General features: G+C 34.4%; 16 protein-coding genes. 8 read left to right on the plus strand and 8 right to left on the minus strand.

The window, feature by feature from the left end:
• Positions 1-73: 73 nt before the first annotated feature.
• On the plus strand, positions 74-463 hold the full coding sequence (locus A9D35_RS04165) for a PUR family DNA/RNA-binding protein (RefSeq protein ID WP_066225751.1): 390 nt from the start codon (positions 74-76) through the stop codon (positions 461-463).
• Between the two features lie 76 nt (positions 464-539).
• Here A9D35_RS04165 and A9D35_RS04170 read toward each other — a convergent pair whose 3' ends face one another.
• Both A9D35_RS04170 and A9D35_RS04175 read right to left on the minus strand, forming a co-directional pair.
• Positions 540-1,577 (minus strand): 1-acyl-sn-glycerol-3-phosphate acyltransferase, encoded by a 1,038-nt coding sequence (locus tag A9D35_RS04170; RefSeq protein ID WP_141675467.1) that lies wholly within the window; start codon positions 1,575-1,577, stop codon positions 540-542.
• 188 nt (positions 1,578-1,765) lie between these two features.
• The gene (locus A9D35_RS04175) at positions 1,766-2,101 is read right to left on the minus strand and encodes a tRNA-binding protein (RefSeq protein ID WP_066219431.1); all 336 of its coding nucleotides are present in this window, start codon (positions 2,099-2,101) and stop codon (positions 1,766-1,768) included.
• 45 nt (positions 2,102-2,146) lie between these two features.
• Here A9D35_RS04175 and A9D35_RS04180 point away from each other — a divergent pair, with 45 nt between their 5' ends.
• A complete protein-coding gene (locus A9D35_RS04180; RefSeq protein ID WP_066219433.1) occupies positions 2,147-2,704 on the plus strand; it encodes a thioredoxin family protein in 558 nt (185 codons plus the stop codon).
• A 3-nt stretch (positions 2,705-2,707) separates the two neighbouring features.
• Here the strand turns inward: A9D35_RS04180 and A9D35_RS04185 are convergent, their stop codons facing one another.
• The 5 genes from A9D35_RS04185 to A9D35_RS04200 form a co-directional block, all read right to left on the minus strand.
• The gene (locus A9D35_RS04185) at positions 2,708-3,253 is read right to left on the minus strand and encodes a YfiT family bacillithiol transferase (protein WP_369692146.1); all 546 of its coding nucleotides are present in this window, start codon (positions 3,251-3,253) and stop codon (positions 2,708-2,710) included.
• A gap of 30 nt (positions 3,254-3,283) precedes the next feature.
• Positions 3,284-4,519 carry a DcaP family trimeric outer membrane transporter gene (locus tag A9D35_RS04190; RefSeq protein ID WP_066219438.1) on the minus strand — a complete coding sequence of 412 codons (1,236 nt, stop codon included), beginning with the start codon at positions 4,517-4,519 and terminating at the stop codon, positions 3,284-3,286.
• Positions 4,520-4,633: 114 nt separating this feature from the next.
• A complete protein-coding gene (locus A9D35_RS04195) occupies positions 4,634-5,569 on the minus strand; it encodes a peptidylprolyl isomerase (protein ID WP_066219441.1) in 936 nt (311 codons plus the stop codon).
• A gap of 154 nt (positions 5,570-5,723) precedes the next feature.
• Positions 5,724-5,843, minus strand: coding sequence for an arabinogalactan endo-1,4-beta-galactosidase (locus tag A9D35_RS19100; protein WP_235817848.1), 120 nt, complete (start codon positions 5,841-5,843; stop codon positions 5,724-5,726).
• Between the two features lie 43 nt (positions 5,844-5,886).
• Positions 5,887-6,291 carry a glycosyl hydrolase 53 family protein gene (locus A9D35_RS04200; protein ID WP_066219444.1) on the minus strand — a complete coding sequence of 135 codons (405 nt, stop codon included), beginning with the start codon at positions 6,289-6,291 and terminating at the stop codon, positions 5,887-5,889.
• 410 nt (positions 6,292-6,701) lie between these two features.
• Here A9D35_RS04200 and pta point away from each other — a divergent pair, with 410 nt between their 5' ends.
• Together pta and A9D35_RS04210 are read left to right on the plus strand one after the other, a co-directional pair.
• Positions 6,702-8,795: a phosphate acetyltransferase gene (pta, locus tag A9D35_RS04205; RefSeq protein WP_066219446.1), complete on the plus strand. Its 2,094-nt coding sequence runs from the start codon at positions 6,702-6,704 to the stop codon at positions 8,793-8,795.
• Positions 8,796-8,829: 34 nt separating this feature from the next.
• Positions 8,830-10,017 (plus strand): acetate/propionate family kinase, encoded by a 1,188-nt coding sequence (locus tag A9D35_RS04210; protein ID WP_066219450.1) that lies wholly within the window; start codon positions 8,830-8,832, stop codon positions 10,015-10,017.
• A 167-nt stretch (positions 10,018-10,184) separates the two neighbouring features.
• Here A9D35_RS04210 and A9D35_RS04215 read toward each other — a convergent pair whose 3' ends face one another.
• Positions 10,185-12,386, minus strand: coding sequence for an ATP-dependent DNA helicase RecQ (locus tag A9D35_RS04215; RefSeq protein ID WP_066219453.1), 2,202 nt, complete (start codon positions 12,384-12,386; stop codon positions 10,185-10,187).
• 203 nt (positions 12,387-12,589) lie between these two features.
• On the opposite strand from A9D35_RS04215, the gene A9D35_RS04220 reads away from it, so the two are divergent.
• The 4 genes from A9D35_RS04220 to lptB all read left to right on the plus strand — a co-directional run bounded on the left by A9D35_RS04220 (position 12,590) and on the right by lptB (position 15,556).
• Positions 12,590-13,558 carry a KpsF/GutQ family sugar-phosphate isomerase gene (locus A9D35_RS04220; protein ID WP_066219456.1) on the plus strand — a complete coding sequence of 323 codons (969 nt, stop codon included), beginning with the start codon at positions 12,590-12,592 and terminating at the stop codon, positions 13,556-13,558.
• Positions 13,558-14,391, plus strand: a complete 834-nt coding sequence (gene tatC, locus A9D35_RS04225) for a twin-arginine translocase subunit TatC (protein WP_066219457.1) — start codon at positions 13,558-13,560, stop codon at positions 14,389-14,391. Before A9D35_RS04220 ends, tatC begins: the two co-directional genes overlap by 1 nt.
• A complete protein-coding gene (locus tag A9D35_RS04230; protein ID WP_066219459.1) occupies positions 14,384-14,734 on the plus strand; it encodes a carboxymuconolactone decarboxylase family protein in 351 nt (116 codons plus the stop codon). Before tatC ends, A9D35_RS04230 begins: the two co-directional genes overlap by 8 nt.
• An 81-nt stretch (positions 14,735-14,815) precedes the next feature.
• Positions 14,816-15,556 (plus strand): LPS export ABC transporter ATP-binding protein, encoded by a 741-nt coding sequence (gene lptB, locus A9D35_RS04235; protein ID WP_066219462.1) that lies wholly within the window; start codon positions 14,816-14,818, stop codon positions 15,554-15,556.
• Positions 15,557-15,562: the final 6 nt, after the last annotated feature.

Consider the following 15,562-nt stretch of genomic DNA (forward strand, 5'->3'; position numbering starts at 1 on the left):
ATTGCTTTACGTTTATAAAATAAATTGCAACTTAAATTATACATTTTAAATCTTATTAATAGTAAATATGACTATGGATACTAATGACATGATGGAGAAAGAGGAGATTTTTTCTAAAGTATTACGAGCAGGGAGACGAACATATTTTTTTGATGTTAGAGCTACAAAGGCAGGTGATTATTATTTAACCATTACAGAAAGTAAAAAATTCACCAACGACGACGGGTCGTACCACTACAAAAAGCACAAAATATATTTATACAAAGAAGACTTTTCTGAGTTTAGAGATATTTTAAATGAAATGACCGATTACATTATTGATGAGAAAGGCGATGAAGTAATAAGCGAACGCCATCAGAAAGATTTCAAAAAGGATTACGAAACTAATCAAAGTGAAGAACCTGTTGAAGCTGGACATGCTTCTGCTGAAAAATTTACAGATATCGATTTTGATGATATTTAATTAAAATTGAATATAACTGATACGAACCGTTGCTTTTAGTAACGGTTTTTTTATGCTCAATCGTCATAATAAAGAACTACAATTTTACCGCTAGAAGGTCTACAACAAGAATTGCCATAATACTTAAAAAGGCTATGGCCCACCCCCAACTAAAACCAATAATTAATAGCAATACCAATAACCAAATAGGAACTAAGGTAACTCCTAAAGCAAACCGAAATGTTCCTACAAACTCCTTTTCCTTTATTTTGGGTTGCGCAACAAATTTCCAGAAAAGATAAACTGGTAACAACATACCCTTTAATACTACGGTAAAACTTGTTTTTGCAGGTTTTAACCATGTTTTTTTGGTTTTAAACCCCTCTCCTTTTTCGCCATGTTTTAAATAATGATTTAGGGCTTTCGGGTTTAAAAAATCTGCGCCTTCGGCTTCTAACTGCTGTAAGCTAGAATCATAATCATCAAAAATATGGGTGGTCAATTCTTTTATTTCGGTTTCTACATCCGTTTTCAAGATCTTAACCGCTTCGGTCCTTTCTAAAGTTTTATAACGGTTTGCAGAAATAGGAGCGCCTATATTTAGTAACATACTATCTGCAAAAGCTTCTGGCGAATTGTAGTTCACTCCAACAGGAATTAACTGCAAATCTATATCTGGATGGGTATCTAAAGTACCTAATACAATACGCGTAAACCCTTTGCTAAGCGGGCGGACTTTTCTAATTAAATTATGACTTCCTTCTGGAAAAATAACAAGAGCTTCTCGCCTACTTAATAAGTGTTTACAGGTTTCAAAAATGGCATTATTATTCAGTACCGTTTGCCAACCATCGCGTACACGATAAACTGGCAACATATTTAAACTTTTTAAAAATTTAGAAATCCAAGGTTTTTCGAACACCCCCGCTCGGGTTAAATAATAACAAAATCGTTCTAAACGTGTTGCCATTATTAACGGGTCTAACAAGCCATTTTGATGATTAGAAAGCAGTAAAACCGCTTTGTTTTTCGGAATAAACTCCGAGCCTTTAACACTTATCTTTTTATAATAAAAAAATAAACCTAAAGTCATATAACTTTTAAGCACCCTTAATTTAATCTGTTTTAAAATCATGCACACTTGTTGTTGGTTTACACCTATAAAAAGCCAAAACTAAAATTAATCTTAATAATAAAATACCATAGCCGAGAAAATTCAATACAAATGAAATGCTTAATGGAAAGAGATCAACCTATCTCCATTAAATATCCAACTCGATACCTGATCTAATTGAAAATGTTCCCGTCTATTTTCAACAAATACTACAATACTGGAGTTCCATTTTTAATAGGTTGCTCGGGATGTAAAAGCATAACATCGTTTTCTTTTACTGCACCCAACACCAAACATTCACTCATAAAATTTGCAATTTGCTTTTTAGGAAAATTCACAACTGCCACTAATTGTTTGTGCATTAAATCTTCCTTTTTATATAAGGTGGTTATCTGAGCCGATGTTTTTTTAATACCTAAATCCCCAAAGTCTATGGTTAATTGATAGGCTGGTTTTCTGGCTTTAGGAAAATCATTAATGGCGATAATAGTTCCTACGCGTAAATCAACAACACTAAAGTCTTCAAAATTTATAATCGGTTTCATTTTTTAAAAGTACAAATTATTACGAACTTTGATAAAAACAGAATTATGGCCGACACACCTTCTAATATGATGCCCCTTGGAACGCAAGCTCCAGATTTCAATTTACTAGATACCGTTTCTAATCAATTCAAATCCTTAAGTCAACTTAAAGGCACACATGCCACTGTTATCTTTTTTATTTGTAACCATTGTCCGTTTGTTATTCATGTAAATTCCGAACTCGTTTCACTAGCAAAAGATTACAAGGCACAAGGGGTTAACTGTATTGCCATTTCTAGCAATGATATTGAAATGTATCCGCAAGATGCGCCCGATAAAATGAAAATAAATGCTAAAGAGCAAGGTTATCCTTTTCCGTATTTGTTCGATGATACTCAGGCGGTAGCCCATGCCTACAATGCTGCGTGCACACCCGATTTTTATGTGTTTGATGAAGATTTAAAACTGAAATATCGCGGACAATTAGACGATTCTAGGCCAGGAAATTCACTTCCTGTAACGGGTAAAGACATCCGCCATGCCTTAGATTGTATCCTTGAAAATAAAGAAAATACAGCACTACAAAAACCGAGTATTGGCTGTAGTATAAAATGGTTTAAATAACCATTACATTTTAATCCAGCCTTTACGTTCTAACGCTTTTACTATATGAGCAAAATGATGATTGCTGTGCCACGCATAAATACCTATATTTTCTTTTAGTGGCACAACTTTATTGGTTTCTGGATGAATGAAACTTTTATTTAAATCCGTTTCACTTAAAGATTTTAAAAGGTAAACTAAACGCTTATGAACCGCCTCTATATGTAATAGCGACATACTCACTGGCGCATTAATAGCATCTTCTAAATTAGACCAGTTATCTTGATTGTAAGCCTTAATAACCGGAGTATCCTCTGTTAAACTCCATTTAAACCGGGTGTAACTATGATGGTGACTATCTGCTATATGATGGACCAATTGCCTAATCGTCCAACCTTCTGGTCGATATTCTGTATCTAATTGAAAATCGGTTAACGGTTTCACTAAAGCATTTAATCGCGATGGAAATCGGTTTAACACATCGATCCACGCTTTAACATCTTTATCTGTAATTGGGTTAGGACATTCAAACTGACCTATTGGGTATTTAAGTGATTCTAGAGTTTCCATAACCATTGCATTTTACTATAAAAAGTGTTTTTAAAACGAATACATAAAGCCAAAACTAATTCGCATAGCATCTCGGCTTTTATCGTTAGAAAGATACAAATCATTTGCCAAACCATCAATAGCCAATGTCTTTACCCCGTAATCTAATTCTAATCCAACAGTCATACGTTCGTAAGCATCATACATAAAATTAAACAAGCCATAATATTGTAAATGGTCTACATTTCCATTTAAATAAACATCATCTAAATCGGTGTTTACATCCGTAACAAGTACCCTAGAAACATCTTTTAATTTAAAATTTGTATAGCCCAATACGGCATTGGCATGAAGTTTTTTTGTGATATAATACTCGTAAGATGCCCAGCCACCAAAAGCGGGTGTTGCAGTAAATTCGGAATTGGTTGCTGCATACCCGTCATAACCTCGGCCTCCAATAGTAGTCATATAGGCAGTAATACCTTTACCACCTATAAACTGAAACTGCACATTGTTATTTCTCTCAGATTTATAAATACCACTTACCGTAAATCCATAGCCTATAAAATTATCGATTTCACCTTCAAGTTTATATCTAATATTTCTAAATATAGAGGACACTCTTAAATGTCCCCAATCTCTATTATATTTCAAGGCTGCCGTAACATCTGGTGTTACCTGAGGAACTTCCTCAACTAAGGGTTTAAATTCTAAAAACGATTCGTAATCGGCTACAGGAGCTTCTAAACTCACCTGATAAATAAAATCTGGATTCCGAAACGTGTTAGAATATTTTACATGAGGATTTCGTACCCAAACCCCAGAAGGAGGTCCTTCCCATTCCATAATATTAGGCCAAATATCTTCATCTCCAAAATTATTCCAAGTCTGCCCTATTTGCCAATGTTCGGTTTCTACATAAGCTTTTCTTAACCTTATTCTACCATTCCCTCCCCAAAAATCGGATTCAACTACAGCCGTCAACATTCTGCCATTTTTCATGATATACGTGGACTGTAATTTAATTTGGGTTTGGTACATATCAATGCTCAGACTTTTAGTGTCATCGGTACCAAAGACATTTATATACCCAACATTAAAGGTATCATTATCTTGAAGGCCGCCAAAAATATCAAAATAACCATTGAGTTTCATGTTAACACCCAAACTACTTTTTAATTTAGGAATACCATCTATAGAGTCTTTAGAAGCTATAGTTAAAAACGGATCTTGTGCAAAAGCGAACAGCCCGATGCAAAAACAAATTGTGGTTAGTAGGAGTTTCATTGCATATTGGTTTTAGAATATGAAATTACTCTAATTTAAAGAATCTCCTAAAAAATACGCATAAAAAAAGCTGCTAAAAAGCAGCTTTTTAATATTAATTAAAATGAAGTAAACTTATTTTACATCCATTAATTCTACATCGAAAATAAGTGTAGCATGTGGAGGAATTACACCACCTGCTCCTTGTGCACCATATCCTAAATCGCTAGGAATTACTAAACGTGCTTTATCGCCAACTTCTAATAACTGTATACCTTCATCCCATCCAGGAATAACTTGACCTACACCTATTGGAAATTCAATTGGTTCTTTACGCTTATAAGACGAATCGAAAACGGTACCGTCTTGTAATTGCCCCTTATAGTGTACAGAAACTGTTTGTCCTGTTTTTGCTTTTTTACCACTTTTAGATGCTTGTAGCACTTGGTAACGCAAACCACTATCGGTTTTATTAAATCCGGCAGAGATTTTATCTAATTCTGCTTCTTGCTTAGCTTTAGCTTCTGCTAAAAGCTTTTCGCGAGCGCCTTCGAAAGTTCTAAACGCTTCAACAGCATTAAAATCTTCTGCAGCTTTACCTACTCTAATTATCTCTAAATTCTCAATCGCATCTCCTTGTGCAATCGCGTCAACAATATCTTGCCCTTCAACAACATGGCCAAACACAGTATGTGCATTATCTAACCAAGGCGTTTCAACATGCGTTATAAAAAACTGACTTCCGTTTGTACCAGGACCAGCATTAGCCATAGAAAGAATTCCTGGACGATCGTGCTTTAAGTCTGGGTGAAATTCATCGGCGAATTTATATCCTGGATTTCCAGTACCTGTACCTTGAGGACACCCCCCTTGAATCATAAAATCTGGTATCACACGGTGAAATTTCAAGCCATCGTAATATGGTTTTCCTTGTGGCTTTGCCGAGTTTTCTAAATTACCTTCTGCTAAAGCTACAAAGTTTCCTACCGTACCAGGTGTTTTTTCGAATTCTAAAGCTACTAAAATGTCGCCTTTTGTAGTTTTAAATTTTGCGTATAAACCGTCTTGCATTTGTTTCTATTTTTATGAGCGGCAAATATAGAAAAATGATTCGCCATTTAAAACAATCTGCACGTTATGATGTTGTTAAAAACCAAAACACAATACATAGATTTTACACCAAATAATTATGGCTTTTAAAGACGCCTTTCCTTTAAAATTGAAATTATTTTAAAGCTGCATGATAAAATTGCAACCCTAAATTGGCCTTGTTATTAAAATCGAAGAGCGTAGCATTGTCCCAATGCGAACCCGATCCCCAAAGGGTGTTACAATGGGTAGACACCCAAGCAGGCTCCCAATATACTAGTCCTTCTCCACCAGTGTCTTTAATGATTTCGGCCTGGGCGATCAGGAAATGTCCAAGAATCCAAATAATAAAAATCTAACAACACCTGCATGCCTAATTTTTTCGCTCTAGAAATAGACTTTTTCACATCATCGTAGTTAGAATAATGGGTCCAGGTTGGGTTATGCCATAAACGAACACGAATCAAATTAGCTCCACAATCGCTAAAAATTTTATAAGGATCTTCGGCAACACCGATTTCGTTTTTATAAATAGCACCACAATCTTCCATTTCATTCACATAAGATAAATCTGCACCATAATAAAATGAAGTAAGAACTTCTGGACTTTCAATTTCTGGTATGTTTTGCCGAACTTGATCTGAACCACAAGCGACAAAAAAGATATAAAATAAGAGTGAAAGCGTTAAATATTCCATTTTCATGTGCTGAAATGATTAAAATTTCGAATAAAGTGAGATGAAACTGTAAAAAAATATCTAATTTCTATTAATTTTTTTTTACCTCATAAATTTACAGAAAAACACTCAAATCTGTGGTTAAAAACCCAAAAAGGAAGACCTAAATTTTAACAAATTTACACTTCATTAAAACGGCTGTATTTCACTGACACAGATTGGTTTACCAGTTTTAAAATTGTAAAAAAATACGGATTTTGTTTTATTAAAAATCTCGTTTTCAATACACTACAAAAATTTAACACGAAAACGTTTTCAATTTAACACAAAAATAATTTTAATTTTTTTTTCGCTTAAAATGTTAAAATTTAAGAAAACTATAACCTTAAAGCAGGGCTAAAATTGTTAATTTTGTGCCAAATAAAATACACATAGTGATGAGCAAAGGACTTTATATTGCCACCTTGGAACCCAACAGTGGAAAATCTATTATTTCGCTTGGTTTAATGCAAAACCTTTTAGGTAAAACCGCCAAAGTTGCCTACTTCAGGCCAATTATTGACAAAGATGCTAACGATAAACGAGATAATCATATCGATACATTAATGTCTCATTTTAATTTAGATATTCCTTATACCGAAACTTACGCCTTAACACGTAATGAAATCATTCAAAATAGAAATTCTGGAAACATCGGAAGTTCTATAGATACAATAATTAAAAAGTATAAGGCGTTAGAAGACAAGTACGATTTTATTTTAGTAGAAGGTACCGATTTCTTAGGAGAAGGTAGTGTATTTGAATTTGATTGGAATGTAAATATTGCAAAAAACTTAGGTTTACCAACATTAATTGTAAGCACAGGTGTCGATAAAACCTTAGAAGAATTTACTAACAACATTGAAATGGCTTATAAAAGTTATAAAAGTCACGATGTTGAAGTACTTGCTTTAATTGCTAATAAAATTGAACCTCAAAATATTGATGCGCTTCAAAAATCATTAAAAAGTTTTACACCAGACAATGTAGAAGTTATAGCCATTCCTATGGTAAAATCTTTAGCCTCTCCTACTATGAAGGAGATTAAAGAAACTTTAAACGGGAATGTTCTTTTTGGAGATGCTCATTTAGGGAATCTTTCTGGAAAATTTGCTGTTGGAGCTATGCAATTGCGAAATTTCCTTACACATATAGACGAAGGATCTGTAGTAATTACTCCTGGTGATCGTGCCGATTTAATTTTAGGTTCTTTACAAGCTCATATTTCTAGTAATTACCCAAATATTTCTGGTATTATTTTAACTGGAGGAATTCTTCCAGAAGAACCAATTTTAAAATTAATTGACGGTTTAACAACTGTTGTGCCTATCATTTCTGTAAACGATGGTACATTTAATACAACACATAGAATCGGGAATATTAAATCGAATATCTATGCAGAAAGTAAAACCAAGATATTAACGTCTATTGAAACGTTCCAAAAACATGTGCCTGTAGAAAACTTGTTAGAAAAACTTTCGTCTTTCGAAAACAAGGTGATTACACCACGTATGTTCCAATACAACTTAATACAAAAAGCACGAAAAGTAAAAAAACGTATTGTTTTACCTGAAGCGTCAGACCCACGTATTTTAACTGCGGCAGCGCGTTTAGAAGTTTTAGATTTAGTTGATATTATTTTATTAGGTAATCCTAAAGAAATTAAAGAAAAAGCTACCGAACTAGGCTTGACTTTAGATTACAATAAAACAAAAGTTATTTTCCCTTCAGATTACGAGAAATTCGAAGACTATGTAGAAACCTTCTACGAATTACGTAAACATAAAAATGTAAACATGGATATGGCTAGAGACATGATGAACGATGTGTCTTATTTCGGTACCATGATGATTTACAAAAACGACGCCGACGGAATGGTTTCTGGAGCGGTTAACACTACAGGACACACCATTCTACCTGCATTACAATTTATTAAAACAAAACCAGAATGTTCTATTGTTTCGTCTGTATTCTTTATGTGCTTAGACGACCGTGTTTCTGTATTTGGTGATTGTGCTATTAACCCTAATCCAAATGCTGCACAGTTAGCAGAAATTGCTATTTCTTCTGCAAGAAGCTCTGAAGCCTTTGGTATAGAACCTCGTGTTGCCATGTTATCTTACTCTTCTGGATCTTCTGGAAAGGGTGAAGATGTAGACAAGGTAAGAGAAGCTACAGAAATTGTAAGAAAACAATGTCCAGATCTTAAAATTGAAGGTCCAATTCAATATGATGCGGCTGTAGACTTAAAAGTTGGTCAAAGTAAAATGCCAGGATCAGATGTTGCTGGGCAAGCTACCGTGCTTATTTTCCCTGATTTAAATACAGGAAATAACACTTACAAAGCCGTGCAAAGAGAAACTGGAGCCTTAGCAATTGGCCCAATGTTACAAGGTTTAAACAAGCCTGTTAACGATTTAAGCCGTGGTTGTACCGTAGACGATATATTTAACACTGTAATTTTAACGGCTATTCAAGCACAAGGTATTTAATACTCACTATTATTATAATTATATAAAAACACACATGAAAATTCTTGTTATTAATTCTGGTAGTTCTTCTATTAAATTTCAACTTATCGAAATGCCAGCTGAAGTTGTCGTGGCCTCTGGTCTGGTTGAACGTATTGGTTTAGAAGAAGGCGCTATCCATTATAAGGATCAAACAAACGCTGTATCATTAACAATGCCTATTCCAAACCACGCTGCTGGTTTATCTAAAGTTGCAAGCATGTTAATGGACGAAAAAACAGGTGTAATTAAAGATGTTGCAGAAATCGATCTAGTTGGTCACCGTGTCGTTCACGGCGGAAAAAAATTCTCTGACCCCGTAGAAATCACTTCTGAAGTTAAGGACAGTATCCGTAACTTATTTTTATTAGCACCACTTCATAACCCACCAAATTTAGAAGGTATTGAAGTTGCTGAAGACATTTTTACATCAGCAAAACAAATTGCACTTTTCGACACAGCTTTTCACCAGTCTTTACCAGAAGTAGCATACAAATATGCTATTGCTAACAAATACTTAGAGGAAGATGACGTTCGTGTTTATGGATTCCACGGACTTTCTCATAAATATGTTACAGAAAAAGCAGTTGAATTTTTAGGAAAACCAGATGCTAAACTTATTTCTATTCACTTAGGAAACGGGTGTAGTATGACAGCTGTTCACAACGGTCAGAGTTTAGATCACACCTTAGGATTTGGTCCTAACGATGGTCTTATTATGGGTACTCGTAGTGGTGCTATCGATCAGTCTGTAATTTTCTTTTTAATGGATAAATACAAGCTAAACAAAGACGAGATTGTAACTATCTTATCAAAAGAAAGCGGTATGTTAGGATTAACTGGATATAGCGATTTAAGAGAAATTGAAGCTGAAGCTGAAAAAGGAAATAAAGAATGTATGATTGCTTTAGACATGAATACATACCGTGTTAAGAAATTTATTGGTGCATATGCTGCAGCTTTAAACGGATTAGACGCCATAATTTTTACAGCTGGTATTGGTGAAAACAGTTCTACTATGAGAAAAATGATATGTGAAAACATGGATTATTTCGGACTTGAACTAAACCAAGAGGAAAATGCTCAACGTTCTCCAAATGTTCGTGAAATTAGCACTCCAGAATCTAAAACTAAAATATTAGTAGTACCTACTAATGAAGAATTAGAAATTGCAACACAATGTTATTCAATTTTTAAAGCTTAATAGTTTTAAAGTTTTGAATCTTTTATGCTGTTAAATTACAACGTATGTTGAACATATTTAGCTATGTTCTAGACCGCAATAATACAGACATAAAAACTATAAATACTAAAAAAGCCTCGTTCATCATGATGAACGAGGCTTTTTAATTGATTGGTTACTACTGATTTTTAATTGGCAACTTCACTAATGAATTTAATACGGTATAATCGTAATTCTTCATCGTCATAATCTCCGTCAAATTCTTCAATAGCCAAATCTATTTTGTCGGTTTCAGATTCCATAAAATAATCATGAATTTCTTCCTGCTGATCTTCGTCTAAAATATCGTTTATCCAATAATCAATATTTAATTTGGTTCCAGAAAATACAATGGCCTCCATTTCCTTAATAAAATCTTTCATCTCCATACCTTTGGCAGAAGCAATATCATCTAAAGGTAATTTTCTGTCTATATTCTGAATAATATACAGTTTTAGCCCCGAATTGGAACCTGTAGATTTTACAACCAAATCGTCTGGACGCACAATATCATTATCCTCTACATATTGGGCTATCAATTTTACAAAATCTGCTCCGTATTTCTTTGCTTTTCCTTCTCCCACCCCATGCACATTAGATAATTCTGTCATAGAAATAGGATATTTTAAAGCCATATCTTCTAACGATGGATCTTGGAAAATAACAAAAGGTGGCACTCCTAATTTTTTAGCATTCTTTTTACGTAAATCCTTAAGCATACGCATTAAAGCAGCATCGGTAGTTGCGGCGCCTCCTTTAATAGACGCAATGGCATTGTCCTCTTGCTCGCTACTAAACACATGATCTTCGGTCATCATAAACGAGGTTGGCGATTTAATAAAAGCCTTACCAGCTTCATTAATTTTTAAAACCCCGTAAGTTTCAATATCCTTTTTTAAATACCCGGCTACTAAAACTTGTCGTAATAATGCCATCCAGTATTTATCTTCTTTATGCTTTCCTTTGCCGAAAAAGGGTTGTTCGTCGGTTTTATGCGATTTAATTAAGGCATTCGATTTACCAATAACCACATTAACTAAATCTTTCGACTTATATTTTTCTTTAGTATTCACCACCGTTTTTAAAAGCAAGACGGCATCGTCTTTAGCTTCGGTTTGCTTTTTAGGGTGACGAACATTATCATCCATATCTCCACCTTCTCCGGTTTCGTTATCAAACTCCTCACCAAAATAATGTAAAATAAACTTACGCCTAGAAATGGAAGTCTCTGCAAAAGCTACTACTTCCTGTAATAACGCATGGCCAATTTCTTGTTCGGCCACAGGTTTACCAGACATAAATTTTTCAAGCTTTTCAATATCTTTATAGGAATAATAAGCTAAACAATGGCCTTCGCCACCGTCACGTCCAGCTCTACCCGTCTCCTGATAATAACTTTCTATACTTTTTGGAATATCGTGATGAATTACAAAACGCACATCGGGTTTATCGATACCCATTCCGAATGCTATAGTAGCAACAATAACATCGACATCTTCCATTAAAAACATGTCTTGATGTTTTACACGCGTTTTGGCATCTAATCCGGCATGGTACGGCAAAGCCTTAATACCATTAACTTGTAATACCTGTGCTAATTCTTCAACACGTTTTCTACTTAAACAATAAATAATACCAGATTTGCCTTCGTTTTGCTTTACAAACCGAATAATATCGCTATCTACTTGTTTGGTTTTAGGCCGTACCTCGTAGTACAAATTAGGTCTGTTAAACGAGGCTTTAAAAGTTACCGCATCGTGAATACCTAAGTTTTTAAGAATATCTTCCTGAACTTTAGGCGTTGCGGTTGCCGTTAAACCAATAATAGGCACGGTCTCGTCTATACGTTTTATAATTTGTCTTAGGTTACGGTATTCTGGTCTAAAATCATGACCCCATTCACTAATACAGTGCGCTTCATCTATAGCTACGAAAGACACTTTTACAGAGCGTAAAAACTCTACATTCTCTTCTTTCGTTAAGGATTCTGGGGCGACATACAATAATTTAGTAACGCCATTTGTAATATCCTCTTTTACACGTTTAATTTCTGTTTTATTAAGCGAAGAATTTAAAACGTGTGCTATACCTTCTTCGTTAGAGATCCCACGAATGGCATCTACTTGATTTTTCATAAGTGCGATTAATGGAGACACAATAATCGCTGTACCATCTTGCATTAACGCGGGGAGTTGATAACATAAAGATTTACCACCTCCTGTCGGCATGATTACAAAGGTATCTTGACCTTTTAATAGACTTTCAATAACCGATTCTTGTAACCCTTTAAATGCGTTAAATCCAAAATGTTTTTTAAGTGCAGAATGCAAGTTAACTTCAACTTTTGACATGAACTGTTTTTATATTAATTTTACACATTTCATACATCGAAAAAAAAACAATTGCTATTAGTTAATTCGTTGTATTTAGAGAACCTTCATAGTTTTTTTCGTTAGTTTTGCACTGCAAACTAATCGAATTTATATTTGAAAAGTTCATATATGTTTAAAGGTAATAAAATCTTTAAAGCATTAACCTAAAAAAATATTAAATTTTGAACAACTACAATACCATCATAGACTCTGCAAATCAAGTGTTTGAGCTAGAAGGTCAATCTATTTTAAATTTAAAATCATACATAAATGACAACTTTGTCAAAACTGTAGACCTTATTTACAAGTCTAAAGGCCGTGTTATTATTACTGGTATTGGTAAAAGTGCCATCATTGCAAGTAAGATTGTAGCGACTCTAAATTCTACAGGAACACCTTCTATTTTTATGCATGCTGCCGATGCTATTCATGGCGATTTAGGACTTATTTTAAAAGACGATGTGGTGATTTGTATTTCTAAAAGTGGAAATACTCCCGAAATAAAAGTGTTGGTTCCGTTAATAAAAAGCACCAAAAATCCACTTATCGCTATTACTGGAAATGCAGATTCGTTTTTGGGTCAGCACTGCGACTATCTTTTAAATACACATGTGGAAAAAGAAGCCTGTCCTTTAAACCTAGCACCAACCACAAGTACTACAGCACAATTAGTTATGGGTGATGCCTTGGCAGTTTGTTTATTAGAATTACGCGGATTTTCAAGTGGCGATTTTGCTAAATATCACCCTGGAGGCGCACTTGGTAAAAAACTATATTTACGTGTTGTAGATATATCATCTGTAAACAATAAACCCGAAGTACATCCAGATACAAATATAAAAGACGTTATTATTAACATTTCTAAAAATATGTTAGGTGTAACAGCTGTGGTAGAAAACAAAAATGTAGTGGGTATTATTACCGATGGTGATTTAAGACGAATGTTATCTAAAACCGATAATTTTATAAATCTTAAAGCCAAAGATATCATGGGGCAATCTCCAAAAACCATTAATGAAGATGCTATGGCAATAAAGGCATTAGAGCTTATGGAAAAAAATGATATCTCTCAACTCCTAGTGTGCAAAGATGATAACACCTATGCTGGTGTGGTTCATATTCACGATTTAATAAAAGAAGGTATTATATAATGGCTAATAAAAAGAATGTAAACGAGATGTCTTTTTTAGATCATCTTGAAGATTTAAGATGGCATTTAATTCGAGCTACGGGAGCTGTAATGATAGCAGCCGTAATTGCCTTTTTAGCTAAAAGCTTTATTTTTGACACTTTACTTTTTGGACCTACAAGACCAAGTTTTTTTACCTACGATATACTATGTAAAATCTCTCAGTCTTTAGGTTTAGACGATAGTTTTTGTTTTAATGAGGCGGCTTTCGAAATACAAAGTAGAACCATGGCTGGTCAGTTTTCTGCTCATATTTGGACAGCAATTACCGCCGGGTTTATAATAGCATTCCCATATATTTTATTCGAATTATGGCGTTTTATTAGCCCTGGAATGCACCCTAGCGAGCGTAAAAATTCAAGAGGGTTTATTATTATTTCATCTATTTTATTTTTTATGGGTGTTCTGTTTGGATACTATGTTATTTGCCCGTTGTCTATAAACTTTTTAGGAACCTATCAAGTCAGTGAAAAAGTACATAACGACTTCGATTTAAGCAGTTACATTAGCTTAATACGATCGTCGGTTATTGCCTGCGGACTTATTTTTGAGTTACCTATAATTATATACTTTTTAGCAAAAGTTGGTATTATAACCCCAGAAATTCTAAGAAAATACAGAAAATTTGCCCTAGTTATCGTACTTATTGTTTCAGCAATAATTACACCTCCAGATATCGCGAGTCAAGTTATTGTGGCTATCCCTGTATTAATTTTATATGAAGTAAGTATTTATATTGCAAAGTTTGTAACCCGAAAAGAACGTAAAAAATCTAAAGCCATAAGAAATGTCTGATATCGTAACCGAATTTAACGACTATAGAGCCAAAATGAACGACCGCATTTTGAGCGACGATAATAAAATTATAAAACGTATTTTTAATTTAGATACCAATGCCTTCCAAGAAGGTGCTTTAGATGTTAAGACTAAAGAGCTTTTAGGCTTAGTAGCGTCAACTGTTTTACGCTGCGATGATTGTATAAAATATCATTTAGAAACGGCTTTCAAACTAGGAATCTCGAGAGCACAAGTTGTAGAAACTTTAGGTATAGCCACTCTAGTTGGTGGTACTATTGTTATTCCTCATTTACGTCGTGCTTACGAATTTTGGGATGCTTTAGAAGCGTCTAAATCTTAACCCAACACCCAAAAAAGTGATACTATTTTAGTATTTTAGCCACTCTGTATTAAAAATCGGAACTCATAAAAACACCAAATCGTGAAACTAAAAGCTGAACATTTAATGAAGTCCTACAACGGACGAAAAGTTGTAAAAGATGTCTCTTTAGAGGTGAATCAAGGTGAAATTGTGGGTTTATTAGGTCCGAATGGCGCCGGAAAAACAACCTCTTTTTACATGATTGTTGGTCTGGTGAAACCTAATGGCGGAACGATTCATTTAGAAAATACAGAAATCACAAAATATCCCATGTATAAACGTGCCCAAAATGGAATTGGATATTTGGCACAAGAGGCATCGGTTTTTAGAAAACTGAGTATTGAAGATAATATTTTAAGCGTATTACAACTTACCAAACTAAGCAAAAAGGAACAACTCATGAAAATGGAGTCCCTTATTGAAGAATTTAGTTTAGGACATATCCGTAAAAACCGAGGCGATTTATTATCGGGAGGCGAGCGTAGACGAACAGAAATTGCTCGTGCCCTTGCGACCGACCCAAGTTTTATTTTACTAGACGAACCTTTTGCAGGAGTAGATCCTGTGGCGGTTGAAGATATTCAGCGTATTGTTGCCCAACTTACCAAAAAAAATATCGGAATTTTAATTACCGATCATAACGTTCAAGAAACTTTAGCCATTACAGATCGTACGTATTTAATGTTTGAAGGTAGTATTCTTAAAGCAGGAGAACCTGAGGAATTAGCTAGCGACGAAATGGTTAGAAAGGTCTATTTAGGCCAGAATTTTGAGCTTCGTAAGAAGAAATTGGATTTTTAGGTCCTC

Origin of the sequence: Formosa haliotis (assembly GCF_001685485.1) — a bacterium.
Lineage (GTDB): Bacteria > Bacteroidota > Bacteroidia > Flavobacteriales > Flavobacteriaceae > Formosa > Formosa haliotis.

Coding starts and splice junctions, on each gene's coding strand:
- A9D35_RS04165 (WP_066225751.1), top strand. CDS start 74: ATGGATACTAATGACATGATGGAGAAAGAGGAGATTTTTTCTAAAGTA.
- A9D35_RS04170 (WP_141675467.1), bottom strand. CDS start 1,577: ATGATTTTAAAACAGATTAAATTAAGGGTGCTTAAAAGTTATATGACT.
- A9D35_RS04175 (WP_066219431.1), bottom strand. CDS start 2,101: ATGAAACCGATTATAAATTTTGAAGACTTTAGTGTTGTTGATTTACGC.
- A9D35_RS04180 (WP_066219433.1), top strand. CDS start 2,147: ATGGCCGACACACCTTCTAATATGATGCCCCTTGGAACGCAAGCTCCA.
- A9D35_RS04185 (WP_369692146.1), bottom strand. CDS start 3,253: ATGGAAACTCTAGAATCACTTAAATACCCAATAGGTCAGTTTGAATGT.
- A9D35_RS04190 (WP_066219438.1), bottom strand. CDS start 4,519: ATGAAACTCCTACTAACCACAATTTGTTTTTGCATCGGGCTGTTCGCT.
- A9D35_RS04195 (WP_066219441.1), bottom strand. CDS start 5,569: ATGCAAGACGGTTTATACGCAAAATTTAAAACTACAAAAGGCGACATT.
- A9D35_RS04200 (WP_066219444.1), bottom strand. CDS start 6,291: ATGAAAATGGAATATTTAACGCTTTCACTCTTATTTTATATCTTTTTT.
- pta (WP_066219446.1), top strand. CDS start 6,702: ATGAGCAAAGGACTTTATATTGCCACCTTGGAACCCAACAGTGGAAAA.
- A9D35_RS04210 (WP_066219450.1), top strand. CDS start 8,830: ATGAAAATTCTTGTTATTAATTCTGGTAGTTCTTCTATTAAATTTCAA.
- A9D35_RS04215 (WP_066219453.1), bottom strand. CDS start 12,386: ATGTCAAAAGTTGAAGTTAACTTGCATTCTGCACTTAAAAAACATTTT.
- tatC (WP_066219457.1), top strand. CDS start 13,558: ATGGCTAATAAAAAGAATGTAAACGAGATGTCTTTTTTAGATCATCTT.
- A9D35_RS04230 (WP_066219459.1), top strand. CDS start 14,384: ATGTCTGATATCGTAACCGAATTTAACGACTATAGAGCCAAAATGAAC.